Origin of the sequence: Lysinibacillus sp. FSL M8-0134, assembly GCF_038069745.1 — a bacterium.
GTDB lineage: Bacteria > Bacillota > Bacilli > Bacillales_A > Planococcaceae > Lysinibacillus > Lysinibacillus irui.
This window is the reverse complement of sequence record NZ_JBBPAJ010000001.1, coordinates 3,674,928-3,701,667: the sequence shown is the minus strand read 5'-3', so window position 1 is coordinate 3,701,667 and position 26,740 is coordinate 3,674,928. Positions and strand designations below refer to the sequence as shown.

Annotated in this window: 25 protein-coding genes and 1 other annotated feature; of the genes, 14 read left to right on the top strand and 11 right to left on the bottom strand. The window is 36.4% G+C overall.

Annotation, left to right across the window (positions count from 1 at the left end; genetic code table 11):
• Window positions 1-45 precede the first annotated feature (45 nt).
• Entirely contained in the window at window positions 46-1,149 is a 1,104-nt protein-coding gene (locus MKY49_RS18835) for a response regulator (RefSeq protein WP_341386954.1), read from the bottom strand.
• A gap of 431 nt (window positions 1,150-1,580) precedes the next feature.
• Between MKY49_RS18835 and MKY49_RS18830 the strand changes: the two genes are divergently transcribed.
• Window positions 1,581-2,507: a helix-turn-helix transcriptional regulator gene (locus MKY49_RS18830; protein ID WP_274794458.1), complete on the top strand. Its 927-nt coding sequence runs from the start codon at window positions 1,581-1,583 to the stop codon at window positions 2,505-2,507.
• Window positions 2,508-2,572: 65 nt separating this feature from the next.
• Window positions 2,573-3,319 carry an effector binding domain-containing protein gene (locus MKY49_RS18825; protein ID WP_274794457.1) on the top strand — a complete coding sequence of 249 codons (747 nt, stop codon included), beginning with the start codon at window positions 2,573-2,575 and terminating at the stop codon, window positions 3,317-3,319.
• An 18-nt stretch (window positions 3,320-3,337) separates the two neighbouring features.
• Here MKY49_RS18825 and MKY49_RS18820 read toward each other — a convergent pair whose 3' ends face one another.
• The 4 genes from MKY49_RS18820 to MKY49_RS18805 all read right to left on the bottom strand — a co-directional run bounded on the left by MKY49_RS18820 (window position 3,338) and on the right by MKY49_RS18805 (window position 6,982).
• Window positions 3,338-4,246, bottom strand: coding sequence for a cation diffusion facilitator family transporter (locus MKY49_RS18820; RefSeq protein ID WP_341386846.1), 909 nt, complete (start codon window positions 4,244-4,246; stop codon window positions 3,338-3,340).
• Between the two features lie 189 nt (window positions 4,247-4,435).
• Window positions 4,436-5,755 (bottom strand): hemolysin family protein, encoded by a 1,320-nt coding sequence (locus MKY49_RS18815; RefSeq protein ID WP_274797380.1) that lies wholly within the window; start codon window positions 5,753-5,755, stop codon window positions 4,436-4,438.
• A 435-nt stretch (window positions 5,756-6,190) separates the two neighbouring features.
• Entirely contained in the window at window positions 6,191-6,607 is a 417-nt protein-coding gene (locus tag MKY49_RS18810) for a hypothetical protein (RefSeq protein WP_274794455.1), read from the bottom strand.
• Window positions 6,608-6,778: 171 nt separating this feature from the next.
• Window positions 6,779-6,982, bottom strand: a complete 204-nt coding sequence (locus MKY49_RS18805; RefSeq protein ID WP_274797379.1) for a YheE family protein — start codon at window positions 6,980-6,982, stop codon at window positions 6,779-6,781.
• Window positions 6,983-7,191: 209 nt separating this feature from the next.
• Between MKY49_RS18805 and MKY49_RS18800 the strand changes: the two genes are divergently transcribed.
• The 4 genes from MKY49_RS18800 to MKY49_RS18785 all read left to right on the top strand — a co-directional run bounded on the left by MKY49_RS18800 (window position 7,192) and on the right by MKY49_RS18785 (window position 10,527).
• Window positions 7,192-8,334, top strand: coding sequence for a DUF445 domain-containing protein (locus tag MKY49_RS18800; RefSeq protein ID WP_341386845.1), 1,143 nt, complete (start codon window positions 7,192-7,194; stop codon window positions 8,332-8,334).
• Window positions 8,335-8,350: 16 nt separating this feature from the next.
• Window positions 8,351-8,698 (top strand): YlbF family regulator, encoded by a 348-nt coding sequence (locus MKY49_RS18795; RefSeq protein ID WP_341386844.1) that lies wholly within the window; start codon window positions 8,351-8,353, stop codon window positions 8,696-8,698.
• 137 nt (window positions 8,699-8,835) lie between these two features.
• Window positions 8,836-9,498, top strand: coding sequence for a ribonuclease H family protein (locus MKY49_RS18790; RefSeq protein WP_274794452.1), 663 nt, complete (start codon window positions 8,836-8,838; stop codon window positions 9,496-9,498).
• A gap of 120 nt (window positions 9,499-9,618) precedes the next feature.
• On the top strand, window positions 9,619-10,527 hold the full coding sequence (locus MKY49_RS18785) for a copper amine oxidase N-terminal domain-containing protein (RefSeq protein WP_341386843.1): 909 nt from the start codon (window positions 9,619-9,621) through the stop codon (window positions 10,525-10,527).
• 57 nt (window positions 10,528-10,584) lie between these two features.
• Here the strand turns inward: MKY49_RS18785 and MKY49_RS18780 are convergent, their stop codons facing one another.
• On the bottom strand, window positions 10,585-10,980 hold the full coding sequence (locus tag MKY49_RS18780; RefSeq protein ID WP_312507321.1) for a hypothetical protein: 396 nt from the start codon (window positions 10,978-10,980) through the stop codon (window positions 10,585-10,587).
• 174 nt (window positions 10,981-11,154) lie between these two features.
• Here MKY49_RS18780 and MKY49_RS18775 point away from each other — a divergent pair, with 174 nt between their 5' ends.
• On the top strand, window positions 11,155-12,660 hold the full coding sequence (locus tag MKY49_RS18775; protein WP_274794448.1) for a coproporphyrinogen III oxidase: 1,506 nt from the start codon (window positions 11,155-11,157) through the stop codon (window positions 12,658-12,660).
• 21 nt (window positions 12,661-12,681) lie between these two features.
• On the opposite strand, the gene MKY49_RS18770 is transcribed toward MKY49_RS18775, so the two are convergent.
• Entirely contained in the window at window positions 12,682-13,779 is a 1,098-nt protein-coding gene (locus MKY49_RS18770) for a CdaR family transcriptional regulator (RefSeq protein WP_322611126.1), read from the bottom strand.
• A gap of 155 nt (window positions 13,780-13,934) precedes the next feature.
• Here MKY49_RS18770 and MKY49_RS18765 point away from each other — a divergent pair, with 155 nt between their 5' ends.
• The 5 genes from MKY49_RS18765 to MKY49_RS18745 all read left to right on the top strand — a co-directional run bounded on the left by MKY49_RS18765 (window position 13,935) and on the right by MKY49_RS18745 (window position 18,830).
• Window positions 13,935-15,074: a glycerate kinase gene (locus tag MKY49_RS18765; RefSeq protein WP_274794446.1), complete on the top strand. Its 1,140-nt coding sequence runs from the start codon at window positions 13,935-13,937 to the stop codon at window positions 15,072-15,074.
• The gene (locus MKY49_RS18760) at window positions 15,075-16,421 is read left to right on the top strand and encodes a GntP family permease (RefSeq protein ID WP_274794445.1); all 1,347 of its coding nucleotides are present in this window, start codon (window positions 15,075-15,077) and stop codon (window positions 16,419-16,421) included. It abuts the gene before it with no gap.
• Between the two features lie 67 nt (window positions 16,422-16,488).
• Complete coding sequence (locus MKY49_RS18755) at window positions 16,489-17,676, top strand: MBL fold metallo-hydrolase (protein WP_341386842.1); 1,188 nt, start codon at window positions 16,489-16,491, stop codon at window positions 17,674-17,676.
• The gene (locus MKY49_RS18750) at window positions 17,663-17,911 is read left to right on the top strand and encodes a DUF3006 domain-containing protein (RefSeq protein WP_274794443.1); all 249 of its coding nucleotides are present in this window, start codon (window positions 17,663-17,665) and stop codon (window positions 17,909-17,911) included. The genes MKY49_RS18755 and MKY49_RS18750 overlap by 14 nt, the downstream gene beginning before the upstream one ends.
• A 130-nt stretch (window positions 17,912-18,041) precedes the next feature.
• Window positions 18,042-18,830 (top strand): HAD family hydrolase, encoded by a 789-nt coding sequence (locus tag MKY49_RS18745; protein WP_312507315.1) that lies wholly within the window; start codon window positions 18,042-18,044, stop codon window positions 18,828-18,830.
• 56 nt (window positions 18,831-18,886) lie between these two features.
• Here the strand turns inward: MKY49_RS18745 and MKY49_RS18740 are convergent, their stop codons facing one another.
• From MKY49_RS18740 to serA, 3 genes are all read right to left on the bottom strand, one after another.
• The gene (locus MKY49_RS18740) at window positions 18,887-19,819 is read right to left on the bottom strand and encodes a hypothetical protein (protein WP_341386841.1); all 933 of its coding nucleotides are present in this window, start codon (window positions 19,817-19,819) and stop codon (window positions 18,887-18,889) included.
• Window positions 19,806-20,303 (bottom strand): RNA polymerase sigma factor, encoded by a 498-nt coding sequence (locus tag MKY49_RS18735; protein WP_341386840.1) that lies wholly within the window; start codon window positions 20,301-20,303, stop codon window positions 19,806-19,808. Before MKY49_RS18735 ends, MKY49_RS18740 begins: the two co-directional genes overlap by 14 nt.
• A 105-nt stretch (window positions 20,304-20,408) precedes the next feature.
• Window positions 20,409-22,016, bottom strand: coding sequence for a phosphoglycerate dehydrogenase (serA, locus tag MKY49_RS18730; protein WP_274794439.1), 1,608 nt, complete (start codon window positions 22,014-22,016; stop codon window positions 20,409-20,411).
• A gap of 161 nt (window positions 22,017-22,177) precedes the next feature.
• Window positions 22,178-22,419, bottom strand: a binding site (T-box leader).
• Between the two features lie 405 nt (window positions 22,420-22,824).
• Between serA and MKY49_RS18725 the strand changes: the two genes are divergently transcribed.
• Window positions 22,825-24,477, top strand: a complete 1,653-nt coding sequence (locus MKY49_RS18725; protein WP_274794438.1) for an FAD-binding dehydrogenase — start codon at window positions 22,825-22,827, stop codon at window positions 24,475-24,477.
• A 340-nt stretch (window positions 24,478-24,817) separates the two neighbouring features.
• On the opposite strand, the gene trhO is transcribed toward MKY49_RS18725, so the two are convergent.
• Window positions 24,818-25,786, bottom strand: coding sequence for an oxygen-dependent tRNA uridine(34) hydroxylase TrhO (gene trhO, locus MKY49_RS18720; RefSeq protein WP_274794437.1), 969 nt, complete (start codon window positions 25,784-25,786; stop codon window positions 24,818-24,820).
• Window positions 25,787-25,924: 138 nt separating this feature from the next.
• On the opposite strand from trhO, the gene MKY49_RS18715 reads away from it, so the two are divergent.
• Window positions 25,925-26,707, top strand: a complete 783-nt coding sequence (locus MKY49_RS18715) for an enoyl-CoA hydratase (RefSeq protein WP_312507310.1) — start codon at window positions 25,925-25,927, stop codon at window positions 26,705-26,707.
• Window positions 26,708-26,740: the final 33 nt, after the last annotated feature.

Sequence of the window (26,740 nt, the reverse complement as noted above, 5' to 3'; positions counted from 1 at the left end):
AAACGGCGAGTACCTACAAATTAGTAGTACTCGCCGTTTTTAAAACTATTTATTGTAAACAATTAATTTTTTGGATATTTCTAGTAAGGAAGGGCTTGGTGTTAGTGCTAAATCTTCCTTTAGTTTTTGCTTATATGCTTGGAATATTTTGTGTGCCTGTTCATGAAGTCCTGCCTGTATTAACGTATACAAATAGTGCTCAAGTTTTTGTTCATTGTATGGATCATAATCTAATAAAGCGTGTAAAAATTCAATTGCTTTTTCAGTATCTGAAAAAATCGTTAGTTGAAACCCTTTTTCTAGTAACTCTATGTATGATTTCGTTAATCTATCTTTGTAGGCAGTTGACCATTCATAATCATCGAAAACAAATAGGCCATTTTTATAAATAGAAAGACACTGATGAATCAATGAAATAGAGGGAAATTCCAAACGTGAAAATTCTTCATGAAGTTTTTGAAAATCATATAAATCACACACAATATTTGGTTTTTCAAAAACATAGTATTTGTTTGAAAAAACAATACAGTTGTCATAGCCTATTGTATTTAACGTTTTTCTTAAATAAGAAAGAGCTGTATGAAGATTTGATTTGGCACGTACATAATCTAAATCTGGCCATAGAATATCAATTAAATTATCTCGATGTATCGGTATGTTTGGGTGCAAAATAAAATAAGCAAATAATTCCTTCGTCTTTTCAGTTTTAAATGCCACTAAGCTATTATTGCTATAGACAGCAAATTGATCAAAGCATTGTACGTTTAAGACTGTTTGTGTTGCTTGTTGTAGCATTTGCTGTATAGAAAATTCATGCTCAATACGGGCTATCGATTTTTCTAAACGAGTATGACTAATAGGCTTTAATAAATAATCGAGACCTCCGATTTCATAGGCTTGTAAAGCAAATTCATGATAGGAGGTAATAAAAATAACGCTGACTTGTGGACGTTCTGTTTTAATAATATCTGCTACTTCAAGTCCAGATAATTCTTGGAGTTTTATCTCTAAAAACATGACGTCAAACTCTATGTTTGGCAACTCATTAAGAAATTTTTCTACACTTGTAAAGGTTTGAATAACCTGTATTTGTTGAAAGGCGTGTAGTTTATTTTGGAAGTAGTGTAAAGCTAAAGGTTCATTGTCTATAAAAATTTGCTAATAGAAAAAAGCAATCTTAGGGGTAAATCTATCACAGGCGAGAGTAGTAGATCCTGTGGTGTGTTGAGATTCCCTTCATAGAAAGTACCCGCCGTTCATTATATAGAAGTTAGAAGTTTTTTATGTTGTGTAAGAGAATTGAAATAATTGTTTAGGCGTTTAAATTTTGAAACTATTCTTATAAAAAAATAAAACAATATTGTATTGAGAAATAAAGCTGTCGTGTAGCCAGATGCATTGTTATCTTATATTGTAAAAATAGTATAATCATTGTAATTGTTAATTAGGCGTTATTATAGTACATTTGTCTTAAATAAAACTCAAAAAGTACTTAAAAAATACTTAAAAGGATAGTTTGTTAGTAACTAAGATGTAATAGAGTATAGGAACTATGGGATATATCTGAAAGGAGATTTTGCATGAAATTAGAGCGTCTATTAACCATGACGATGATTTTAATTAATCGTAAAAAGGTTAAAGCTCAAGAACTAGCAGAGCTATTTAATGTGTCAGTGCGTACGATTTATCGAGATATTGAAACACTTAGCTGTGCAGGTGTACCTGTTATTAGTCAACAAGGTGTTAATGGAGGTATTAGTTTAATTGAAGGCTATCGTGTCGATAAACAAGTTTTGACAAAAGATGAGCTTACTTCACTTTCCATCGCTATTAAAAGTGCCTTGACTACCTATGAGGATTCACATGCTGAAGCAGTTCTTGAGAAATTAACAAGTATTGCGGATAGCCAAGTAAAACAATCGATTGATCACCTATTTGTAGATCTTAGTCCATGGGGACCAAACACTGTTTTTAAAGAGCTTGTTACAACGTTAAAGAAAGCAATAGCAAGTAAGCATTGTGTAAGTTTCAGCTATTCCACTACATATGGTCAACAAACAAATCGAGTAGTTGAACCGCATACGTTAGTTCAAAAAGGAAAGACATGGTATTTATATGGCTATTGCGTCTTAAGAAGGGATTTTCGTTTGTTTAAACTGGCGAGAATGAAAAATATAATTCAAGAGGATTCCACATTTGAGCGTAAGAAAGTTAATTTAAGTGAACTCCCTTGGGGTAAAGAATGGCATCAACCTCAAAACTTAGTCAATTTAGTTATTTCTTTTGATAAAAAGATCACGACATTGGTGGAAGAATCGTTTGGTGCAGAGCATATTGATCATGAGCAGTCCATGATTCATATCTCGATACCCGAAGATGAATGGCTTTATGGCTTTTTACTTAGTTTTGGCCATCGTATAAAAATTATAGAACCATTGTATATAAGAGATATTATTCAAAAACGAGCACAAGAAATTGTTTATTTATATAAAAATGAAAACAATTGATGACAGACAGTTGTCAGGTTTCCTTTGCTATAGTTAGGACAACTAAAGCGAAAGGTGGAGTAAACATGCAGAGCTATTGTCAAAGCTGTGGAATGCCATTAATAGAAGAGGCATTATTAGGAACTGAAAAAGGTGGTCACAAAAGTCAGGAGTATTGTGCTTATTGTTATGAGGAAGGCAAATTTACACAACCTCAATTAACCGTAGAAGGGATGATTGACCTTTGTGTGCAGCATCTAAAGGAAGAGGGTATGCCTGAAAATGAAGCACGTAGTATGCTTAATTCTTTTTTACCTAGCTTAAAAAGATGGAGAAAAGGCGAATGGAAGGACCCGAAAATGGTGGAAAGGGATTCATTTCAAATCGTAGGAATATCAGCCCAAACAAGCAATGCAAAAGAAATAACGTCACAAGCTAAAATCCCGCAATTATGGAATGATTTTTATCAGCAAAATATTATAGAGCAAATAGCTAATCAAAAAAATGCAAACATCTATGGTTTATATTCGGATTACGAGACGGATGTAAATGGGGAATACTTCATTACACTAGGAGTACAAATGTTAAATAGTCTTGATGGTGACATACCAGCTGGTTTAACTGTTAAAACCGTACCAGCAGCTAAATATTTAGTTTTTACATCAAATCAAGGAGCGTTACCAGACGTTGTCATACAAACATGGCAAGACATTTGGGCATGGTTTGCCAACTCTGGCGTAGAACGAACGTATACAGGAGATTTTGAATTGTATGATGAACGTTGTGCGAATCCACAGGAAGCACAGGTAGAAATCTATATAGCGGTAAAATAAAAACAAGTCTCTTACCAATCAATTGGTAGGAGACTTGTCCTCGTTTTGTGGGAGAATCATTTCGATATGCGGCTCGATATGCACGAGAACCTGGCAAAAACGATTTTCACGTAAAATGGTACGTTCTATTTCCTCGGTAATACGATGGCTTTCAAAAACATTGAGGTAAGGGTCAACTGTTACGGTTATATCGATAAAGTACATATTACCATGTGCTCGACCTTTAAAATCCAAGAGCTCGATTACACCATCAACATTACGTATTAAGACTGATAAAGTCTCGACCTCATCAATGTCAAATGCATCAGTAAGACTTTGCACAGCTTCCCAAAAGATTTCGACTGCAGTTTTAATAATTAAAAAGGCTACGACTAGGGCTGTAAGAGAATCGATAATAGGGAAGCCAAATATAGCTCCGAAAATACCGATTGCTGTTCCAATACTGACAAGTGCATCTGAGCGATTGTCAAAGGCCGCAGCTTTAACAGCAGCACTTTTAATTCTTTTAGATAGTGCTAAATTATAGCGATAAACAACATACATAGCTACAGCACTTCCTATTGCTACATAAGCTGTTAAGAGGGATGGGGTTGTACCAGTGGGTTCCCATAAACTTTGTAAAGAATTGATTAGTACCTGAAGACCCACAACGAGCATAATGAATGATGCTACCAAAGAGGCAACTGTTTCAGCACGTAAATGTCCATATTGATGATTGGAATCAGGCGGTCTTTGAGCAATACGTAAGCCAATTAATACCGCGATAGACGCGATAATATCTGTCGTATTATTTAAGCCATCTGCTTTTAATGCCTCCGACGTACCAATATAGCCAATCGTTAGCTTAATGGAGCTTAAAATTAGATATGTACCGATGGATAACCAGGCACCTTTTTCCCCTTGACGTAAATTTGTATAGAGCTCCATTTTGTTTCCTCCTCGCAAAACTTTCGGACATTAGAAAACGACCCCCTTTTGAAAAGGGAGTCGTTTTCATCTATTTCTTACGGAATTCCTCCCACCTATAAGGTGTGAAGGAACAACCATATTTATAGCCTTGAATAAACAAGCGTGCTTTTAATAGTACCACGACAAGTTCAATAAGGCAATTCAATTTTAGTCAGTGACAGCGTCTAATTCATTTGATAAATCACTTTCAGGTAATTTCAGAACTTCTAAGTATAAAATATGGTGTCCATCTAATTCCTTTGCGATAAATTCAAAACCTTGCTCCTGAATACTGTCTCCTTCGACTGCATCAAAACGCTTTGTCATGAACCAACCGCCAATAGTATCAATATCATCATCTTCTATGTCAGTACCTAGCATATCATTCACATTTTCAAGAAGCATCTTGGCATCTAAAATAAAGTGATTTTCTGCAATTTCTTGTACTTCTGGGATCTCATCTTCATCGAATTCATCTTGAATATCGCCGACAATTTCCTCAATAATATCTTCAATCGTTACTAAACCAGATGTTCCGCCATATTCATCCATTAAAATGGCCATATGAATACGTTCTCGTTGAATTTTTAGTAATAAATCGTTAATTTGCGTTGTTTCCATTACTCGAATAATAGGCTGCATATAGTCAATAACTGGTTTATCACCATTCTTTGAGTCTTTAATGTAAGCGGTTAATAAATGCTTCATGTTGACTAAGCCGATAATATGGTCTTTATCTCCATCAAGAATTGGATAACGAGTATATTGCTCAACACCCATTAAATCAAATACTTCTTTAATTGTTAGCTCTTTATCAATGCCAACAATTTCAGTTCGAGGAACCATAATTTCTTTTGCAAGACGATCTGAAAACTCAAAAATACTGTTAACATATTCATATTCTGAGTTATTAATTTCCCCACCTTTTAAACTATCCGACAAAATCATGCGCAGCTCTTCTTCTGTATGAGCTACTTCAGATTCTGACATCATTTTTAAGCCGAAAAGACCAGTTAATCCGCGGGCAGATCCGTTTAATAACTTAATGATTGGATATGTTATATTGTGGAATAAAATTAATGGGCCAGAAAAGTTTAATGTGACAAATTCTGCTTTTTGGATGGCTAATGTTTTTGGCGCCAATTCCCCAATAACAACATGCATAAACGTTACGATAGAGAATGCAAGTATGAATGAAAGGATAGATGTAATACTACCATTCAAATTTAGAAATTCAAACACTGGGTGCAAAATAATTTCGAATGTAGGTTCACCTAACCAACCTAAACCGAGTGCAGTGATGGTGATACCTAGCTGACACGCAGATAAGTATTCATCTAAATCTGAAACAACACGTTTAGCATTTTTCGCTTTTTTATGCCCTTCAGCGAGCAATTGATCAATGCGGGTAGATCTCACTTTTACGATTGCAAATTCAGTTGCAACGAAAAATCCTGTCATTATAATTAGTAGGGCGAATGCCGCCAACCTAATGGTTATCTCCAATATGTCTCCGTCCAAATAATTCCTTTGTTCCCGCCCGAATGAGGGAAGTAAACAAAGTGTACACCTCCTATGATTTAAAAAATTGTTGGATGTTTTAATCATAAATTATTTAAAAGAAAAACACAAATATTGACAACAACTTTTTCGCTTGTTTTTCAAGTGGCTTTTCGAAAAAAGTCACTAGATTCAAATACCAAAAGATTGTAATTGCCAATACTATATGCTAATTTAAAAAAGAGCAAAGGATAGTTTGTTTAGGGAAAGAAGCATTTTGCATCTCATATAATACGACACGTCAAAAATCTCAAGAGTGCTTTAGCTTGCGGATTTTTTTAAATGAATTATTTTTTATAGCTAAAGAGAGAGTCTCATTTTTGAGACTCTCTCTTTTCTACGTACTTAAAAATGCTTTCTGGTTTATTCTTGTTGGAAGCGTAATTTTAAACATGCCTTTTCAACATCATGAATGGTTTCCTTTACAGGTATTTCTTCAGTAAAAGGTGCTATGGATACAGGCGCTTTTTCCGTAATGCCCTGTTGTGTGAGGATATAGTTTTTACCATTATACGTTAAATATAAAGTTTTGATTGATTTCTTACCGAAAGTACTAGCAGAAGAATCAAAAAAGCCCTTTAATTGACTACAATATTCATTATAAAAGTCGCTTTTAAAGCCAGAAAGAGCTTCAAATTTTTTACTGTTAATAGCACCAGCTTCATCGGCTAGTTCGAATATTTTGGTGGAAAATTCTGAAAATAATTCTTTTACTTTTGTACGAATTAACGCTTTGGAATTATAGCTGTTTAGATCATCTGAAAGTGCGACTTTACTCATTAAAATGGCCCCCTGCATAAAAAACATTTACTATTAAATTAATACCCTAAATGTATAAGAAAAATATACAAATTTCAACATGAATCAACATAATTAGCTTAAAGGGCGTGCTATTTATAGTAAATATAGGTATTTTTATGCGGGGGTATCATGAAAAAATGACTATTTTTGTTACTCGTATACGTGGAAAAGCATAAGCTCATGAATCATTTTTTTAACATCTTCCTCATTTGGAGGAATGGATCCTATCCATTGAATTGTGCCGTCCTTTAAATACTCAGCTGCATATCGTTCTCGCAGATAAAAAAACGAAATGGACCATCCTGGAAGTTGAGTATTTTCAAATAAAGGTTTAAAACTGAAATGCTGAATCATCATTTAACCCCATTTCTGTACTATGTAGTTCATATTATTCAAGGATAACGGTATTTTTGCAACTATTCGCTTTTCATAGATAGTAATAGAATAAGTTTGATATTCTAAAGAGGGTATTTCTTTCGTTGAAAAACATTGCTCTGCTATAATGAGTGCAGAAGGCGACAAATTACGCCAATCATGAATACAATTGAAATGAGAGGATACTAATGGACAATTTTCTAGTGACATTACTTTTTATGGCAATTATTGGGGCTGCTATTGGGGGCGTAACAAATCATTTGGCCATTAAAATGCTTTTTCGCCCACATAATGCGATATATATTAAAAATTGGCGTGTACCATTTACACCAGGACTTATTCCAAAAAGACGTGATGAATTGGCGAAGCAGCTTGGCCTTACAGTCGTGAATTATTTATTAACGCCTGAAACATTTAGAAAGAAATTTTTCTCAAAGGATATCCAGGACAAAGTAGAACATTTTGTGCAAACAAAGGTTGAAGAAACAATCTTTACAAACGATAAAACAATTCAAGATTGGCTAAACTTAGCGGACTTTTCACACATGCCCAGTACCATTGAGCAGAAGGTTGAAGCGATTGTTGAGGGACAATTTGCGTCAGTAAAGAATACACTATCAACAAAATCAATTCGTACACTGTTGTCTGAAGATATTCAAAATACAATTGATGCAAAAATTCCTGTAGCCGTACATCATATTTTGGAAAAGGGTGAGGATTATTTTTTATCACCTGAAGGCGAAATGACGATTAAGGCAATGATTGATGACTTCTTATCATCCAAGGGGTCTCTTGGTGGTATGATCAACATGTTTTTAGGTGATTCCTCCTCACTAGTTGGAAAAGTTCAACGTGAGCTTGTGAAGTTTCTACAAGCACCAGGAACTTCAACTTTACTAACGAAAATATTTACACAGGAATGGGAAAAATTAAAAGATCGACCAGCAATGGACTTTTTACAAGATATTCAATTTGAGCCGATTTTATCGAAATTACAAGTGTATGTAAAAGAGCAATTAGCTATTTCTGAACGTTTAAATCAACCGATTTCTTATTACTGGCCTGAAGGAAATGAGTGGGCCAAATATACGGTAATTCCACAAGTTATTGACAAAGCTTTTGTGAAAGCAGAGGAAAAACTTGAGGATGTATTAAAACGTTTAAATCTACAAGAAGTTGTTCGAGAACAGGTAGATTCCTTCCCGGTAGCAAAATTAGAGGAGCTTGTATTAGGTATTTCAAAACGTGAGTTTAAAATGATTACCGTATTAGGTGCAGTTCTTGGTGGATTGATTGGGATTGTGCAAGGGTTAATTGTTTACTTTATTTAAAAAGGAGATTGTATAAATGATTAATATTTATAATGACATTAATGCGCTTGAGGCAACATTCCGTAAAACTTCTGAGTTTGAAGCTTTAAAGGCTGCTGTTGAAGTTGTAAAAAATGATGAAGAGGCATTAAATGTCTTTAAAAACTTCCGTAAAATCCAAATCGATTTACAGAAAAAACAACTAGCTGGTGGGGATATTTTGGAAGATGAGCTTGTCTATGCACAAAAGGCGGCACAGCTCGCACAGCAAAATGAAAAAATATCAACTATGCTTGAAGCTGAAATGAAGTTAAGCAAGGTGATCGAAGAAGTGAATCGTATTTTAATAAAACCGATCCAAGGCTTATATGAGGGGATTCAATAAGATAATAGCAATTTAAAAAGGAATAATTGTCCTAAGAATTGCACATATAACAAGTAAGTAAAAGAACGTGTATCCGCAAGTGGTCGGTACACGTTTTTACTTTATGTTTCAATCTAAGCGTATTGGAGGTTAATATTATGCATGTACTTATTGAATGGACCTATAAAACACCTAAAGGAGCAACAACTGTTTTACGTTCTGAAGAAATGCCAGCCGCTCAAGCTTTATTACTTGCAGAGGATATGGAGAAAACGGGAAGAGTTAAGTCCCTTCATTGTATTGATCGACAAAATACAAATTGGACATTAAAAGAACTAAAAGCATATTTAAAGGAAATAGATACAGAGCCTCATAATATTACAGTCTATTTTGATGGAGGCTTTGACAGGGGGACAAGGCAGGCAGGGCTAGGGTGTGCCATATATTATGAACAAAACGGTAAGCCTTATCGTTTAAGAAGAAATGCCTTTTCATCAGAGCTTAAATCAAATAATGAAGCAGAATATGCAGCGCTCTATTTAGGCTTAGTGGAGCTAGAATTATTACATGTTCACCATATACCTGTACGCTTTATAGGAGATTCGCAGGTGGTCATCAATCAGTTAAGTGGCGAATGGCCAGCATTAGAAAAGGAATTAGCAAGTTGGGCAGATAAAATTGATGCTAAGTTAGAGCAGCTTAGCATCCAAGCGGAATACCAGCTTATTTCGCGTAAGGACAATTCAGAAGCGGACCGCCTAGCTACCCAAGCATTAAATGGTATCGATATTACTGGTTTGAGTGAGATTGTTAAAGAATAACGAACAAGTGGTGGCAGTGATGACTGTCACCACTTGTTTATAAATCTCGATCTTCAATGAAACTTTTTCCATGTTAAAACTACTACTCCAATGAATCCAAACAATAAGGAGAGAGATTTTATGAACATGAAAAAATTTGCACCTGTAGCCATGACTGCATTATTAGTTGGAAGTGCCGTTGTGCCAGTAGCATCAGCAAATGAACATACAACGACAGCGGAAGTTCCACAAATCCAAATAGATCCAGTACATATTTTCAATAATACTCGCGGTACTGTTGATGATATTCGTGTTGGAGAAAACATTACATATTACACAGTCAAAGATGGCGAGCAAACAAATGTACTAGAAATTACTAAAGATACGCTTGTATTTGATAATACTGGAAAAAAAGTAGCGCTTCAAAAAGGTGATAAAGTGATCGCTTATACATTTGCTAATAAGCCTCAAAAATATATTTATCCACCGCAATTTAATCCTGAGGTTGTTATTGTTGAATCTGAAAAAGTGGGCTTTGTTGAAGTGGATTATTTCTTTGAAGATTTAACTAATACGTATGATATTCTAAAATTAAATATGGGGAAAGAGACAGAGCTACTCAATGTAGAAGGTGAAAAGGTAGACGTTAAAGATTTAGCAGAGCAGCATCTAGTTGTTTTCTATACGGCATCTACTAAAAGTATTCCAGCCCAAACAACACCATCTAAAGTGATTGTTCTTAATGATAATTCAGCAAATACGACAAATCCAGTAAATGAAGAAATTGAGAGCATCATCGCATTAGATTCTTATGATTTAGCTGGAACAAAAATGGTGCCATTACGTGTCATTGCTGAAAAGCTAGGATATAAAGTGGAATCTACAAGTAAAGGGGCTATTCTTTCAAAAGGAAATATGTCTTACACACTAACTCGTGGAGACAAAACATTTGGTTATAACAAAGCATTGCGTACATTAACAGTAGCACCAACACTAAAAAACACAAAGACATATGTACCTGTTGAATTTGTTGAAGATTATTTAAAATAAAAGAAATAGTAGTATGCCAGGATTTCCTGGCATACTATTTTTTAATTTACCTGTCATTCAGCAATTCTCAAGGCATATGGACTTATTCGAGGACAAGTAGGTTGGATACCTTTTGGCAAATTGTTGAAGACATTCCTTAAAGGATACTGTCTTCATAAAGGTTTTAGCTAATGTCATTTCATCTGAATACAGCACAAATTGCTGGAAGTGTTGTTGAATAAAATCTCTTACTTTTTCGTAGTGCTTGTTGATAGAAATTGCACCATATATTTCTTGCTGGTCAATAATGTAGATAAAATCACACAGAGCTTTATGTGTACCGTATTTAAATAAGACAGTCACATATAATGTTTTTTCATCACAACGATCTAAATCAAACCGGTGGAATATTACTTCTATTTGATGAATAAAGCTCGAAATGGCTGTACGGTTGCTATTTTTTAAAATAAACACTATCAACACCACCTTTTGTAAAAATTATAATGACAAATAAATAGATTGTCTATTTTAAACTGAATATTCTGTTATTTCTAAGTTTCTCATTGTAACTTTGCTTAAAGTCATAGAAATTTGTTAAACTTAAATCTGCAATATATCAGGAATAAGAAAAGAAGAGAGCGAAAGTAAATGAAAATTATTCACATAGATCAAAAATATCCTGAAGATTGGATTCGCGTACTAAATCATATAGCGAATTTATTTTTTGAGGATTCAAAGCTGAAGGTTGATTCAAATGGAGCAGATATGTCCGCTTCATTTGATTATCTAACTGATGACAATTTTTCCATATCCACAAAAGCAGTTCTGAATGTAGATGGAAAGCAATATAAAAATGAATACAGCATACAATACGAATCAGCTGCAACTGGTCGTGAGCTAAATATTCGCATTAAACGTGCATTGTCACACGTGTTTTTAGATGTTCTGGAGCAATATACTGGGATGCATCAACAGTGGGGGATTTTAACAGGTGTGCGCCCAACTAAGCTATATCATAAATTTAGAAAAGAAGGCAAAACGGAGCAAGAAATTGCCGATCTTCTTATTCGTGATTTTCGTTTATCAGAAGACAAGGTGGCACTTTTAAAGGAAATTGTAGAACGACAATTAGTAACCATTCCTGATATTGATGAAATTGGTCAGGAAATCAGTGTCTATATCGGTATTCCATTTTGTCCAACGAAATGTGCCTATTGTACATTCCCAGCCTACGCCATTGGTAGCAACCGTAAGCAAGGTCGTGTGACTACCTTTTTAGACGGCTTACACATTGAATTGCGTGAAATGGGTAAATGGCTGAAGGACAATAATATGAAAATTACCTCTATCTATTGGGGGGGCGGTACACCAACTTCAATTGAGGCAGATGAAATGGATGCCTTATATCAAACGATGTATGAATCATTTCCAAATCCAGAAACAATTCGTGAGGTTACAGTTGAAGCGGGAAGACCAGATACGATTACACCTGAAAAATTAGCAGTACTTAAAAAATGGGGCATTGATCGTATTAGTGTTAATCCACAATCTTATACAGATGAAACATTAAAAGCAATTGGTCGTCATCATACGGTGCAAGAAACGATTGATAAGTTTTGGCTTGCAAGAGAATCGGGAATGAATAATATTAATATGGATCTAATTATTGGGTTACCGAATGAGGGAATTGAGGAATTCCAGCATTCATTAGAGGAATCTGCTAAAATGCAGCCAGAGTCGTTAACGGTTCATACATTATCATTCAAACGTGCGTCCGAGATGACTCGTAATAAGGATAAATATAAAGTAGCAGATCGTGATACGGTGGCTGAAATGATGGAAATGGCACAGGTTTGGACAAAGGAAAATAACTATGTTCCTTACTATTTATATCGTCAAAAAAATATTTTAGGTAATTTAGAAAATGTCGGCTATAGTAAAGTTGGTGAAGAAAGTATCTATAATATTGTCATTATGGAAGAAGTACAAACGATTTTAGGAATAGGCTGTGGAGCCTCTTCTAAATTTGTTCATCCTAAGACGGGAAAAATCACACAATTCCATAATCCGAAAGATCCAGCAGCCTATATTATGACCTTTGAAGATGCGATTGGGAAAAAACTAGAGTTTTTAGATGAATTATATAATGGATAAAATAAAGGCAATCTGAGTTGTTCAGATTGCCTTTATTGTTTGAAGCTTTTGTAATGTACAGGCCATTTTTAGAATAACGGCATCCTCAAAATAGGTTGGATCATAGCCTGTTATTTCTCTTATTTTATTTAAGCGGTAAGTAAGTGTATGACGATGAATGTTTAATTGTTGTGCACAAAGCTTCAGCTGTAAATTACAGTCAAAAAATGATTGTAATGTATCTAGCTGTTTAGCATCTAAGTTTTTAAGAATGCGATGTTGAAAGGCTTGTACTTCATCTGATTCTCGAGGCTTAAAAAGGGAAAATAACTCGACGTCCTCAAAAAAGGTTAATTCATTTTGGATTGTAGCAAATTCAAGCGCAGTTCTAGCGCCTTGGTAGCTATAAGGAAGCTGTGATAGATGTTGGACAACAGGACCAACTCCTATGTGAAGCGAAGGTAGCTTCTGTTTTTGCTTGCGTAGTGCTTTAATAATGGGGCGACAACTCTGTTCTCCATAATTTGACAGTAAGATATAATATTCCTGTAATTGGCTATGTCCCGCAAGAATAGGCTGTTTGTAAAATAAATCCTCAAAAAAGAAAGGGATTGTATTTTCGGCGTATGACGTTTCATTTAAGCTTACTAAAATCACTTGAAAGGGTGCTAGTAGTGAAAAGGGGAGTTTCTGAATTCGTTCATTTAATGCAGCATCGAGCTTACTGCCGTGAACGAGCGCTTCAAATATGTAATCATTATTTTTCCGTTGCCATTCGCTTTTTGATTCAACAATTGCTTGATGTGTCATGATTTCTGTTGTTAGTTGCACAAGATTGGCAATATCAAGCATGTCATCTGATTCTCCTGTTATGCCAATAACACCCACCACTTCATCCTGATACATAATAGGCATATTAATGCCTGGTTTCGTATTTGGATACAGCTCTATATTTTCTTCATTAATAATCAATGTCTTTTTTGTTTGTGCCACATAAAGTGCACCTTCATGAATTTTTTCCACCCTCATTTTATCGCCAGAGGCTAAAATGACTCCACTTGGGCTAATGACATTTATATTGTGACGTAAGCGTAACATCGTTTGGTGTACGATTTCTTCTGCTAATTTTTTCGTCAACATGTTTATACACCTCGCATAAAAAAACTCTGTTATAGGACAGATAAATTGTACACCTATTATAATGTTTTCTGAATTTATTGTCATTATAATAAATTGTAAGCGCTTAACTAAGAAAAAATTTAAATATCAAGGGACGACAAAAGTGGAGGTAGAGCATGAAAGTCATAATTAGTCCAGATTCCTATAAGGGTACGCTGTCAGCTGTGGAAGTGGCAAAATCAATGCAAAGAGGGATCTTGGATGCGGATCAATCGATTGAAACAATGATATTACCAGTTGCAGATGGTGGAGAGGGCACACTGCAATCGCTTATCACCTCTACTGAGGGTCAATATTTTTCAGTAAATGTATTAGATCCATTGGGAAGAGCTATCCAGGCTCAATATGGAGTATTAGGAGATCAAGAGACGTGTGTGATAGAGATGGCTCAAGCATCTGGGATTATGCTGTTACAAGACAATGAGAAAAATCCTAATCTAGCTACATCATATGGAACGGGTCAATTAATTAAAGCTGCGCTCGATCAAGGCTTTAGAAAGTTTATTATCGGCATTGGAGGAAGTGCTACAAATGATGCGGGGATTGGCATGCTGAAGGCATTAGGAGTGCGATTATTAGCAACGGATGGTTCAGAGCTTGAGAATGGCGTGTTAAATTTAGAGAAATTAGCTACTATTGATATTCGACAGATGGATGCTAGATTAGCAGATGCCACATTTACGATCGCTTGTGATGTTGATAATCCGCTCATAGGTGAACGTGGGGCAACAGCCATTTTCGGTCCTCAAAAAGGTGTCAAAAAACATCAAATAGTACATTTTGATAATTGTTTAAAACATTTTGCAGATATTGTAGAAAAACAATTTTCCATTCGACTCCATGATTATAAAGGTGCGGGAGCTGCAGGGGGAATGGGAGGAGCTTTAATCGCATTTTTAAAAGGAACGTTTCATGCGGGAATTGAAATTGTTTTGGGTGCTGTCAAGTTACAGGGCCATTTAGCAGATGCGCAATTAGTGATTACGGGGGAAGGAAAATCCGATCTCCAAACATTACATGGTAAGGCTCCATTAGGGGTGGCGAAAGCTGCTAAGCAAGCAAACGTAGAGGCAATATTATTGTCTGGTGGGATTGATGTAAAGGCAAAGGGGACATTGCAAAAGTATTTTTCAGTTGTGGAGTCATTAGTAGATCAAGAGGTCACTGTTCAGCAGGCCATGCAAGAACCTGCTCACTTTATTCGCTTAAAAATAAAGAAAATCATCGAGTGTTACATACAAAAGGGGGATGACTAGATGTTGTTCATCATTATTTTAATAGGGGTATTGTTTGTAGTATTGGGGACGGCTAAATTAAAGCTTCACCCGTTTTTAGCGCTATTAATTAGTGCCTTCTTCGTTGGGATTGCTTCAGGAATGCCATTATTAACAGTAGTTGAAAGCATAAATACTGGATTTGGTGGCTTGATGACAAGTATTGGACTAGTCATTATCGCTGGAACGATTATCGGCTTAATATTAGAAAAATCAGGGGCTGCCTATCGAATGGCAGAAGTGGTACTACGAATTGTAGGTCCAAAGCGTCCGCAATTAGCGATGTCTTTAATCGGTTACATTGTGTCCATTCCAGTATTTTGTGATTCTGGCTTTATTATTTTATCCAGCTTGCAGAAGTCTTTAGCAAAGCGAGCAAATGTAACCATTGCTTCAATGGCAGTAGCTTTAGCGACAGGCTTATTTGCGACACATGTATTAGTACCTCCAACTCCTGGTCCTATTGCAGCTGCAGGGAATATTGGTGCAGCAGATTATTTAGGTACAGTTATTGTTATTGGTTTATTAGTAGCGATACCAGCGACATTTGTAGGCTATCTATGGTCGGTAAAAGTAGCGACAAAAATTCGAGTACCTGAGGATGAGGTAGAGGCATTGGATTATGAGGAAGTTATTAAATCCTTTGGCAAAATGCCATCAACTTTTAAAGCATTTTTACCAATCGTTCTGCCAATTGTCTTGATTGGTCTAGGTTCGATCGCAGCATTAGTGGGTGATACAGAGTCGACATTCAATACAGTTTTTAAATTTTTAGGCTCCCCTACAGTAGCTTTATTTTTAGGGGTAGCAGCGGCATTTTTATTACTTCCTGAAATCAATGAAACGACATTAACTGGTTGGATTGGTGAGAGTTTAAAAGAAGCGGCTCCTATTTTACTGATTACAGGTGCTGGCGGTTCATTTGGGACCGTTATTAAGAATGCTGGAGTCGGAGAACTTCTACAGGAAATGGATTTAGGAGTGTTTGCATCAGGTACTTTATTCCTTCTGGTACCGTTTATTGTAGCAGCAGCATTAAAAACAGCTCAAGGCTCTTCCACAACAGCCCTTGTGATCACATCTACTTTAGTAGCACCAATGCTTGTGACACTTGGAATTGAAGGGGCGGTACCTTTAGCATTAGTGGTAATGGCAATTGGTGCTGGCGCAATGACAGTTAGCCATGTCAATGATAGCTTCTTCTGGGTAATTACACAGTATAGCGGTATGGAAGTCACACAAGCCTACAAAGCACAAACGGCTGCAACCTTATTACAAGGTCTAGTGACAATAATTATTACGATGATATTATGGTGGATATTCGTTTAAAAAAAGGAGAGCGGCCCATGGCTAGCTCTCTTTTTGTATAATGAAAAAATAGAAAGGAAGTTAGTAGATGAAAAAAATAATAGTATTGCTCCTTTGTATTTTTTTATTAGCAGGCTGTACGGAAGCAATCCAGACAGAAAAAATCCCTGTAACGGCTGGCCATGATATGCGCGTTCATTTTATTGATGTAGGTCAAGGGGATTCTATATTAATAGAGTCACCAAATGGTAAAACAATGCTTGTAGATGGAGGTGTAAAAGGAGCTGGCCCGCAAGTAGTTTCTTATTTAAGGGAAATTGGGGTGAGTAAGCTCGATATAGTAGTGGCGACACATCCTGATGCTGATCATATTGGTGGGCTCATTCCTGTATTAAACTCATTGACAATTGAGCAATTTTACGATTCAGGAAAAGTACATACATCTCAAACATTTGAAGAAATGTTGACGCTGATTGATGAAAAAAATATTCCTTATGATGTACCGACGCCAGGTGACAATATTAAGTTTGATGAGGATGTCACTGTGAAAGTTTTAAATGCAAATGAGCAGGCATCAGATAATAATGATGCTTCGATTGTGTTAAAAATAGTTTATGGCAATGTCTCCTTTTTATTAACAGGTGATGCTGGAATAGCGTTAGAAAAAGAAATGATGCAATATGATGTGTCAGCAACAGTTTTAAAAGCCGGTCACCATGGATCGAATACTAGTAGTTCAGAGGATTTCATTCGTGCTGTAAAGCCAGAGGTCACGATATTAAGTTATGGGAAAGATAATAAATATGGACATCCACATGCGGAAGTGGTAGATCGATTGAAGGAGATTGGTAGTAAAATCTATGCCACGGCTGATATAGGAACGATTACTGTGACAACAGATGGGGTAAACTATGCGGTGAATGGGAAGGAAACCTCTGTGGCGAATACTGAAAAAACATCTGAAGTAGTTCCGCTGACGCCCGCTATTGAAATCACGAGCAAGGATTTAGTTGGTGAAATTGTAGGTATAAAAAATAATGGACAGCAAGCAGTTTCGTTAAAAGATTGGCAGCTTATCTCTATTGAAGGTAATCAAGTTTTTAATTTTCCTAATCTATCATTGCAGCCAGGAAAAACGATTTATATTACAAGCGGAGCCAATGCGCGAGAAGGGCAAAATTATTTAAAATGGACAACGAAGCAGATTTGGTTAAACGAAGGAGATGCTGCTCAATTACGTAATGAGAAAGGGGAACTGCTAAGTGAGTTCGACTAAATACACGTTAGACCGTATTGAAGATGGATATGCTATTTTCTTAAAGTTTCCAGATGAAGAGGAACAACTAATTATTATACAATCAGCCATAAACGAGCCTGTGCAAGTAGGAGATCGTGTGGAGATTGAAGAAAAAGACGGACATTACCATATAGAAATTTTAAAGGAAGAAACTGATCAAAAAAAAGCGGATATTCAACGCCTTATGAACCGTTTACGTAATAAACAAAAATAATGGATGACAAGCTGTGAGAAATTGACGCACAGCTTGTTTTAATGAAAGGAATTATGCATAATTTGTTATCCTAAATATTTTGAAAATATGCTAAAATAGTAGTATTAACCGGGAGCTAGGAGCGGACAAAATGTCGATAAGTACAATTATTTTTGATTTAGATGATACACTGCTATGGGATAAAAAATCAGTCAAAACAGCCTTTGAAAAAACTTGTAATTATGCAGCAACAGTACATAATGTGAATCCTGTTAAACTAGAGGAGGCTGTTCGTCGAGAGGCACGCGCCCTGTATGAGGGGTATGAAACATATGATTATACAGTCTTAATAGGTATTAACCCGTTCGAAGGTCTTTGGGGGACGTTTGATGATACGACAGATTCTTTCCAAAAGATGAAAGAAATTGTTCCTGGCTATCGTGCAGAAGCTTGGACAAAAGGGTTAGCTGCTCTTAATATTGATGATGCGCAGTTCGGAGCTGAGCTAGGAGAGCGCTTTGTGGCTGAGCGTAAAGTATCACCATTTTTATATGAAGATACATTTGCTGTATTAGATCAACTAAAAGGAAAGTATCAGCTTGTATTACTCACAAATGGAGCACCAAGTCTACAAAACCTGAAGCTAGAAATCACACCTGAAATTGCCCCGTATTTTGATCATATTATTATTTCGGGAGACTTTGGCAAGGGTAAGCCTGATGCATCTATTTTTGAATTTGTTATGGAGAAAGCAAGTATTACAGCAGATGAGGCAATCATGGTTGGCGATAATCTTAATACTGATATTTTAGGTTCTTCCCGTGTCGGAATGCGCAATGTATGGATTAATCGTGAAAACAATATTGCCAATGGAGCTGTCACACCAACCTATGAAGTAGACTCTTTGACAGCATTGTTAGAACTTATAAATAAGCTATAATGAAAAAATGTACTGTCCCTTGTGGTCAGTACATTTTTTATTTTTCGATCCATCTATTAAAAATAGACATTCAGTGCAAGGTATAAACTTGTAAAAGCTATAGCTAAACAAAGCTGAACAAAAGCGCTAGCAATCAAGAAACCATGAGGTTCACCAGCTTTTTTGCGATAAAGGATTTGCATGATTGAGTATAGTAAGAAAGAGCTATAAATAATTGTTGCATGAATAGTATGTTGGACAAGATAAATACTAAATAAAATACCTCCAAACAATAAAAGCATAATTAAATTGGCAATAGCATGCTCAACTGTCGCAGCAAAAAAGCGACGCTCGGTATGAGGCATTCTTTTTTTAGCAATCCATAATATGAAATGCGTAAGAAAGATAAATATATTACCAATGATCAATTTGGTTGACCGCTTGTCATCATAAAAATATATAAGTGAGTCCATTGATTCTTCGATTAAAAAGGCTTGCTGAGTTTCAACATTGAAGAGAATATCATTATTGAGTACCTTCCATTTCTCTTGAGAACCATCTGTATACAGTATGAATAAATCATAAGGTGTAAAGTAATCATTGCTTTCCCATTGTCCACTAGTAATCGAAATAGGGGAAGCCTCCTTCATTTTTTCTTGTAACTGAGTTAGTCGTTTGTTATCTAGGTAGCATTGTTGCGGTACATAAAGGCAAGTACCCTTTGGTAGAAAACTCTCTGTATTTTTATTGTCCTTTACATAAATTCGATCGATCATTTTAGTAGAGTCTGTTGATCTAGGAGCAGTAGTAGGCTCTTGAATAAAGGATAAAAGTAATATAGAGAGAACTACTACAAATAACAATGCCACAGATGGAATCCTCCACATAGTCGTAGACGATTTTTTTCTCGTTGAGGAAGGGGCTGTTATTTGACGCAATAAATATTGTTCTTGCTGATCGGTTAATTTCAAATCATGTAAATGCTGCCATCCCTTTTTATAATTCTTCATCCATCTCACCTCCAAGCTGTTTTTTTAATGCAACGAGTGCTCGTTTTAATGTATTTTTTACCTTTCCTTCGTTCCAACCGAGTACTTCACAGGTCTCTTCGATTGATAGACCTTCAATTTTCCGTAGAATAATGACATCACGATATGTAATTTTTAGTTTACTAATGGCAAGATACAGAATCTTGGCATCTTCTTGTTGCATTAACCATTCATGTGGGGAGGGCGAGGATTGTTTTTCATGCTGTTGTAAAAAAGGGACAAATTGTATAAGCCTCTTCCGTCGAAAATGGTCGTAGGCAAAGTTACGAGCAGTGGAACGAAGCCAAGCGAGTTGTGCTCCTTCTTTAATTGATTGTTGATAGTTAAAATAACGAACAAAGGTCTCCTGTGTAAAATCCTCTGCTAATGTTTCGTCATTCAGTAAGTAATATAAGTATTTAAAAATGGTTTGATTATGTAAGTGAAATATTTTTTCTACTTTCATTCCATACACCCCCTTTCCTTTAAAGACGATTAAGGTACTAAAAAGTATCATTTTTCCAAAAAGAAAAAGCAGAGAGTAGAAACTCCCTGCTTACGTTAGTCATTACTATAGGGTAATGGCTTTTACCTCATCAATATTTTCGAGTTGAGACACGAATACTAAATCTTCTTCTGTTACTACATTATCAATCGTAAGCATCATAACTGCTGTCCCACCAACTTGCGCACGACCAACTTGCATTGTGGCAATGTTGATATCTTTTTCTGCAAGCTTTGTTGCTACACGGCCAATGGCACCTGGTTTATCAGTGTTCTTAATGTAAAGCAGGTGACCTTGAGGAATAACGTCCACAACATAGTCTTCCACCTTAACAATACGTGCACCTAAACCATTTAATAACGTACCAGCTACTGTATGTGTTTCATTGGCTGTAATAATTTCAATCGTAATTAAACTTGTAAAGCCTTTTGCCGTTGTTGTTTTGTGCTCATTAATTTTCATGCCAATACGTTCAGACAAGTAACGAGCATTCACATCATTTACATGATTACCGTGGTTTTTAGATAATAAACCTTTTAATGCGTTTGAAGTTAATGGACGAACATCATAGTTTGCTACTTCACCAGCATAAGATAAGTTGATTTCTTTTACAGGCTCTGTTGTTACCTGTGATAAAAAAGAACCAAGTTTTTCTGCTAGCTCAAAGAAAGGTTCCACTTGTGCAAGAAGTTCTTTCGGAATAGATGGCATATTCACTGGATTTGTTACAGTACCTGTTTTATAGAACTTAATGATGTCATTTGATACATCAACTGCTACAGATTCTTGTGCTTCAATAGTAGATGCACCTAAGTGAGGCGTTGCGATAACTTGCGGTAACGTCAGTAGTTTATGATCTGTTGCAGGTTCAGAGACAAATACATCAAGGGCTGCACCAGCAACTTTACCTGCTACAATCGCATCATATAAATCGTCTTCATTAATGATACCGCCACGTGCACAGTTAATAATACGTACGCCATCTTTCATGATTGCGAATTTTTCTTTATTAATAAGATTACGTGTTTCAGGAAGAAGAGGAGTGTGTACTGTGATGAAATCTGCTGCTGCGCAAATTTCTTCAACTGTCGCTTTTGTTACACCTAACTCTTTTGCTCGTTCATCTGTAAGGAAAGGATCATATGCCATAACATTCATACGTTGACCCTTTGCACGATAAGCTACTTCAACACCAATACGTCCAAATCCTACAACACCTAAAGTTTTATTTTTTAGCTCTACCCCGACATAAGATTTACGATCCCATTTTCCATTTTTCAAAGTATTAAAAGCTTGTGGAATATGACGAGCAAGTGATGTCATCATCGCAATCGTGTGCTCAGCAGCAGAGTTCGTGTTACCATCTGGTGCATTGACAACGATAATCCCATGTTCAGTTGCAGCAGCAAGGTCAATATTATCAACACCCACACCAGCACGACCGATCAATTTTAAGTTTTTAGCTGCTTCAATCACCTCACGTGTCACAGTTGTTTGAGAACGCACAAGTAACACATCTACATCGGCAATTTTTGCGATTAATTCTTCTGGTGCTAGACCAGTGTCCACGATAATGTTTAAATCTAAGTCTTGTTCCTGACGTAGTGGGAAAATACCATCTTCACTTAGTGGATCAGCGATAAATACGTTAATTGTTTTTGTTGCAGTAGTCATTATAATTAGCTCCTTTTTAATAAAAATGATTGTGGTCTTACCAATGAGAGTCTGGAAGTTGTAAAATTCGAACATCTTACAGCATGCAAACAATCTCCTTTCTACTAGATCGAGAACAAAATAAAAAGCCTTCCACGCCTTACAAACACAGTTATTGTGTTGTAAGGGGCGAAAGGCTGAATAAACATTGGTTCGCGGTACCACCCTTAATTACTACTAGAAAAAATTATTCTTGCAGTCTTAGCTATATGCGTAACGTGCATGTGACGGATAAGCTTACTTAGGGTTGTTCGGCCTATCTATTCGGGAGTGGAACTATTATCGTAGAAATCACTGATTTACACCAACCATCAGCTCTCTTGGGATTTTCTTACGACTAGTGTGTCTCCGTCGTTATATTTTGTGCGATTAAATTTGTTAACATCATAATCCCTATTGTTCACCTTTGTCAACGATATTTCTAAAATACTTTAAAAATATTGACTTCAAAAGTCTGAATAATAACCAAACACGAACAATCTTTTTATTAAACTATTATATTGTATGTCTTTTTGGAGGATACAATGAAAGCGCTAACGATATTTGAAAAGTCCGATAATACTAGGCTTCTATGTAGTTTGAGAAGAAAAAATTATATGGGAATTAACTGGAATAAATTAGCTGTTTCATACAAGTCCATGGTAGTTTCAAGTGTAGAAAGCGAACATTTTTCTCTGTCACAATTTAGACAAAAAATGTTTTTTTAGAAGGTAAACAGCCTGTTAGGGAAGAATGTTAGTTAAGGATGATTTGATTTGGGGGTGTAGTAATGAAATACGATGTTGCAATAATTGGTGCTGGACTTGCAGGGCTAGTTGCAGCTTGTGAGTTAATCGACGCAAAGAAAAAAGTTGTATTAGTTGATCAGGAGCCTGAAAATTCAATGGGGGGACAGGCATATTGGTCATTTGGTGGGATTTTTTTAGTGAACTCTCCTGAGCAAAGAAGGCTCGGAATTAAAGATAGTAAGGAGCTTGCATGGCAAGATTGGCAAGGGACAGCTGGCTTTGATCGATTAGAGGATGAGGATTCCTGGGCATATAAATGGGCTAAAGCTTATGTTGATTTTGCGGCGGGTGAAAAATATGATTGGTTAAAATCAAAGGGCATCAAATTTTTCCCTGTTGTTGGCTGGGCAGAACGAGGTGGTTCTCTTGCGGGGGGACATGGTAATTCAGTACCAAGGTTTCATATTGTATGGGGAACTGGTCCAGGCATTGTTAAGCCATTTGTTGATAAAGTAAAACAGGGGATCAAAGAAGGATATATTGATTTTAAACCAAGACATCGTGTAGATGAATTTTTGCAAAAAAACGGAAAAATTACTGGCATTAGTGGGACTGTACTAGCGGAAACTTTTATCAATAGAGGTGAAAAAAGCTCAAGACTAGGAATTGGAGAATTTAACTACGAAGCAGATGCTGTAATTGTGGCAAGTGGGGGGATTGGGGCTAATTTTGATTTAGTAAGAAAAAATTGGCCAGCACGATTGGGGACCCCACCTAAAAATATGGTTTGCGGTGTGCCAGCTTATGTTGATGGGAGAATGCTAGAAATCACTGAGCATGTAGGGGGTCGCATTGTGAATCGGGACCGAATGTGGCATTACACAGAGGGGTTAAAAAATTGGGATCCTATTTGGCCCAATCATGGAATACGAATTTTGCCGGGGCCTTCCTCCTTATGGTTTGACGCAGAGGGTAATCGATTTCATGCACCAAATTTCCCAGGATTCGATACGCTTAGCACATTAGAGGCTATTCAAAAAACAGGCTATGATTACTCGTGGTTCATTTTAACTGAAAAAATTATTGAGAAGGAATTTGCACTATCTGGCTCAGAACAAAATCCAGATTTAACAAACAAAAGCATTGGAGATGTTTTGAAACGAATCATGCCAGGTCCACCTGCTCCAATCCAAGCCTTTAAAAATCATGGTGAGGATTTTGTGATTGCTCATGATTTAAAAGAGCTTGTTGATGGTATGAATAAGCTGGCAGGAAATGAGCTACTAGATTTCATGAAAATTAAAGAGCAGATCTTGGCAAGAGACCGAGAAATGGACAATAAGTTTACGAAGGATTTACAGGTTAATGCCATTCATGGAGCAAGGAATTATATTGGCGATAAATTGGTGCGTGTTGCCAAACCACATAAAATGTTAGATCCTAAAAATTGGCCATTAATTGCTGTACGATTAAACATCTTAACACGAAAAACTTTAGGTGGCTTACAAACAAATCTGAATGGTGCGGTGTTAGGAATGGATGGTCAGCCAATACCTGGTTTATATGCAGCTGGTGAAGTAAGTGGTTTTGGTGGCGGTGGTGTTCATGGCTACCGTGCTTTGGAAGGCACATTTGTTGGAGGCTGTCTATTTAGTGGACGGCAGGTCGGGCGTTATTTAGCTCAAGAAAAATAAAATATGATGTAAGTAGCAGAAATAAAAGTTTTGCAAAGCAGGATTGATTTCCGTTCCGCCAGCGTACTTTCCAGGGGACGTCCAATGAGCCACTTTACTCACTACGTTCGTTCTAGAGTAGTAAGCAAATTCATTTCTCTGAAAACTCAAAATAAACACTATTGTGGGATGGAAAGCCTTTCTCGCCTAAAATGCTAATTGATTTGTCTGATTTTTTAACAACATAAAAGAGCATCGTCATAACGAACGATGCTCTTTTAGTTAGTCTGATAGAATCGGTGTCTCCAAGGGTTTCCATTCACTTTTACAAAAGGACCCATACCGTTTATATCAAGCATACTTACTTTGATTTTTGAGCCTCTGCTATTTTAGCAATTTGCTCTTCAACCTGTTCTTTCGACCAACCATGTTCTTCAACGAAGAAGTTACGTGGTGCACGACGACATTCGTCTGAGCAGCTACGCATATAAAATGCCTCATGCTTTTCCTCGCAAAGCATTAATTTATGACATTCAGGGTTTGCGCAGTTTGTATAACGTTCAGAAGGTTCACCTGTGAAATAATCCTTCCCAACGACGACATGTTCCACTTGATTAATAGGTACACTTCGACGACGGTCAAAAACAAACATTTGACCATCCCATAACTGGCCTTTTACTTCTGGATCTTTTGCATACGTGGCGATACCACCGTGTAATTGACCAACACTTTTACCATAGCCCTCGCGTTTTAGCCAGCCAGAGAATTTTTCACAGCGGATACCACCTGTACAGTAAGTTAAAATCTTTTTATCTGCAAAATCTTCTTTATGAGCTTCCATCCAAGCTGGCAAGTCACGGAAATTTTCAATATCAGGTCGAACTGCTCCTCTGAAATGACCTAAATCATATTCGTAGTCATTACGTGCATCGATGATTACGGTGTTATCTTCTTGCATTTGTTCCATAAATTCTTTAGGAGATAAATAATCACCAGTGATTTCTAATGGGTTGATATCATCCTCTAAACCTAAATGAACAATTTCTCGTCGCGGGCGTACATGCATTTTTTTAAAGGTATGCCCTTCAGCTTCATCAATTTTCCACATAATATCACTAAAACGAGCATCTGTCTTCATATGGTTCATGTAAGCTTCTGTTTGCTCAATGGTCCCTGAAACCGTTCCGTTAATACCTTCATTTCCTACTAAAATACGACCAAGAAGTCCAATTTCTTTACATAATGCTAAATGTTCTTCTGCAAAGGCTACTGGGTCTTCAATCGTAATATATTTATAATAAAGTAATACACGATAGTCTTTTTGTGTCAAAATACGTAACCACCTTTATAACAATGTTCGTCATTTAATATAGCACAACAACAGTAATTTTGCTTAGAGTAGGAGGAGTTTTCTAAAAAAACTCGAATAGTACATAGTGAATGACTATTCATATTGGGGGGAAGAGAGATGGAATTTTCAACGATTACTTTAGAAAAATTAGAACGTCGAGCAACGTTAACATTGAATCGTCCACAGGCAATGAATGCTATGGATGGTGACATGATGCGTGAACTTGCAGAATGCTTTGAAGCTCTACAACAAGAAAAAGATATACAGGTACTTGTTATTCGTGGAGAAGGAAAGGTCTTTTCTGCGGGTGGCGATATTAAGGCAATGCTCGATGAAAACAAACCACTAAATATAGATGAGGCAATGGTTTATCTAACACGTATTGTGAGGGCCTATTATCAGCTACCGATGATTGTTATTGCGGCAGTTCATGGTGCTTCGGCAGGCCTAGGATTTAGTTTGACACTTGGTGCAGATATTGTTGTAGCCTGTGAAAATAGTAAACTAGCTATGAACTTCATAGGAATAGGACTGATTCCAGATGGAGGTGGTCACTTCTTTATGAAAGAACGTGTGGGGACTGTAAAAGCGAAACAAATGATATGGGAAGGGAAGGTATTAACTGCAAAAGAAGCATTGGATGCAGGATTAATTGATTATATTGCACCTGATGGTACAGTATCTGCAATGGCTGACCAGCTTGTAGGTAAAATGCTTGCTTCACCTATCTCTTCGATGATTACAACGAAAAAAATTCTCCATGCTCAAAATTTATCACAGCTAGAAAATGTTCTAGCATTGGAAGCAGAAGGACAATCTGCTATGCGTAAAACAACAGATCATATAGAGGGTATTCATGCATTTGTAGAGAAAAGAACACCGGTATTTGTAGGGAAATAAATAGTAAAAAGGCGCGTAGCAGCATTGTCTACG

Bases quoted from the DNA above. Each gene is read 5' to 3' on its own strand.
- MKY49_RS18830 (WP_274794458.1), top strand. From the start codon at position 1,581: ATGAAATTAGAGCGTCTATTAACCATGACGATGATTTTAATTAATCGT.
- MKY49_RS18825 (WP_274794457.1), top strand. From the start codon at position 2,573: ATGCAGAGCTATTGTCAAAGCTGTGGAATGCCATTAATAGAAGAGGCA.
- MKY49_RS18820 (WP_341386846.1), bottom strand. From the start codon at position 4,246: ATGGAGCTCTATACAAATTTACGTCAAGGGGAAAAAGGTGCCTGGTTA.
- MKY49_RS18810 (WP_274794455.1), bottom strand. From the start codon at position 6,607: ATGAGTAAAGTCGCACTTTCAGATGATCTAAACAGCTATAATTCCAAA.
- MKY49_RS18805 (WP_274797379.1), bottom strand. From the start codon at position 6,982: ATGATTCAGCATTTCAGTTTTAAACCTTTATTTGAAAATACTCAACTT.
- MKY49_RS18800 (WP_341386845.1), top strand. From the start codon at position 7,192: ATGGACAATTTTCTAGTGACATTACTTTTTATGGCAATTATTGGGGCT.
- MKY49_RS18795 (WP_341386844.1), top strand. From the start codon at position 8,351: ATGATTAATATTTATAATGACATTAATGCGCTTGAGGCAACATTCCGT.
- MKY49_RS18790 (WP_274794452.1), top strand. From the start codon at position 8,836: ATGCATGTACTTATTGAATGGACCTATAAAACACCTAAAGGAGCAACA.
- MKY49_RS18785 (WP_341386843.1), top strand. From the start codon at position 9,619: ATGAACATGAAAAAATTTGCACCTGTAGCCATGACTGCATTATTAGTT.
- MKY49_RS18775 (WP_274794448.1), top strand. From the start codon at position 11,155: ATGAAAATTATTCACATAGATCAAAAATATCCTGAAGATTGGATTCGC.
- MKY49_RS18770 (WP_322611126.1), bottom strand. From the start codon at position 13,779: ATGTTGACGAAAAAATTAGCAGAAGAAATCGTACACCAAACGATGTTA.
- MKY49_RS18765 (WP_274794446.1), top strand. From the start codon at position 13,935: ATGAAAGTCATAATTAGTCCAGATTCCTATAAGGGTACGCTGTCAGCT.
- MKY49_RS18760 (WP_274794445.1), top strand. From the start codon at position 15,075: ATGTTGTTCATCATTATTTTAATAGGGGTATTGTTTGTAGTATTGGGG.
- MKY49_RS18755 (WP_341386842.1), top strand. From the start codon at position 16,489: ATGAAAAAAATAATAGTATTGCTCCTTTGTATTTTTTTATTAGCAGGC.
- MKY49_RS18745 (WP_312507315.1), top strand. From the start codon at position 18,042: ATGTCGATAAGTACAATTATTTTTGATTTAGATGATACACTGCTATGG.
- MKY49_RS18740 (WP_341386841.1), bottom strand. From the start codon at position 19,819: ATGAAGAATTATAAAAAGGGATGGCAGCATTTACATGATTTGAAATTA.
- MKY49_RS18735 (WP_341386840.1), bottom strand. From the start codon at position 20,303: ATGAAAGTAGAAAAAATATTTCACTTACATAATCAAACCATTTTTAAA.
- serA (WP_274794439.1), bottom strand. From the start codon at position 22,016: ATGACTACTGCAACAAAAACAATTAACGTATTTATCGCTGATCCACTA.
- MKY49_RS18725 (WP_274794438.1), top strand. From the start codon at position 22,825: ATGAAATACGATGTTGCAATAATTGGTGCTGGACTTGCAGGGCTAGTT.
- MKY49_RS18715 (WP_312507310.1), top strand. From the start codon at position 25,925: ATGGAATTTTCAACGATTACTTTAGAAAAATTAGAACGTCGAGCAACG.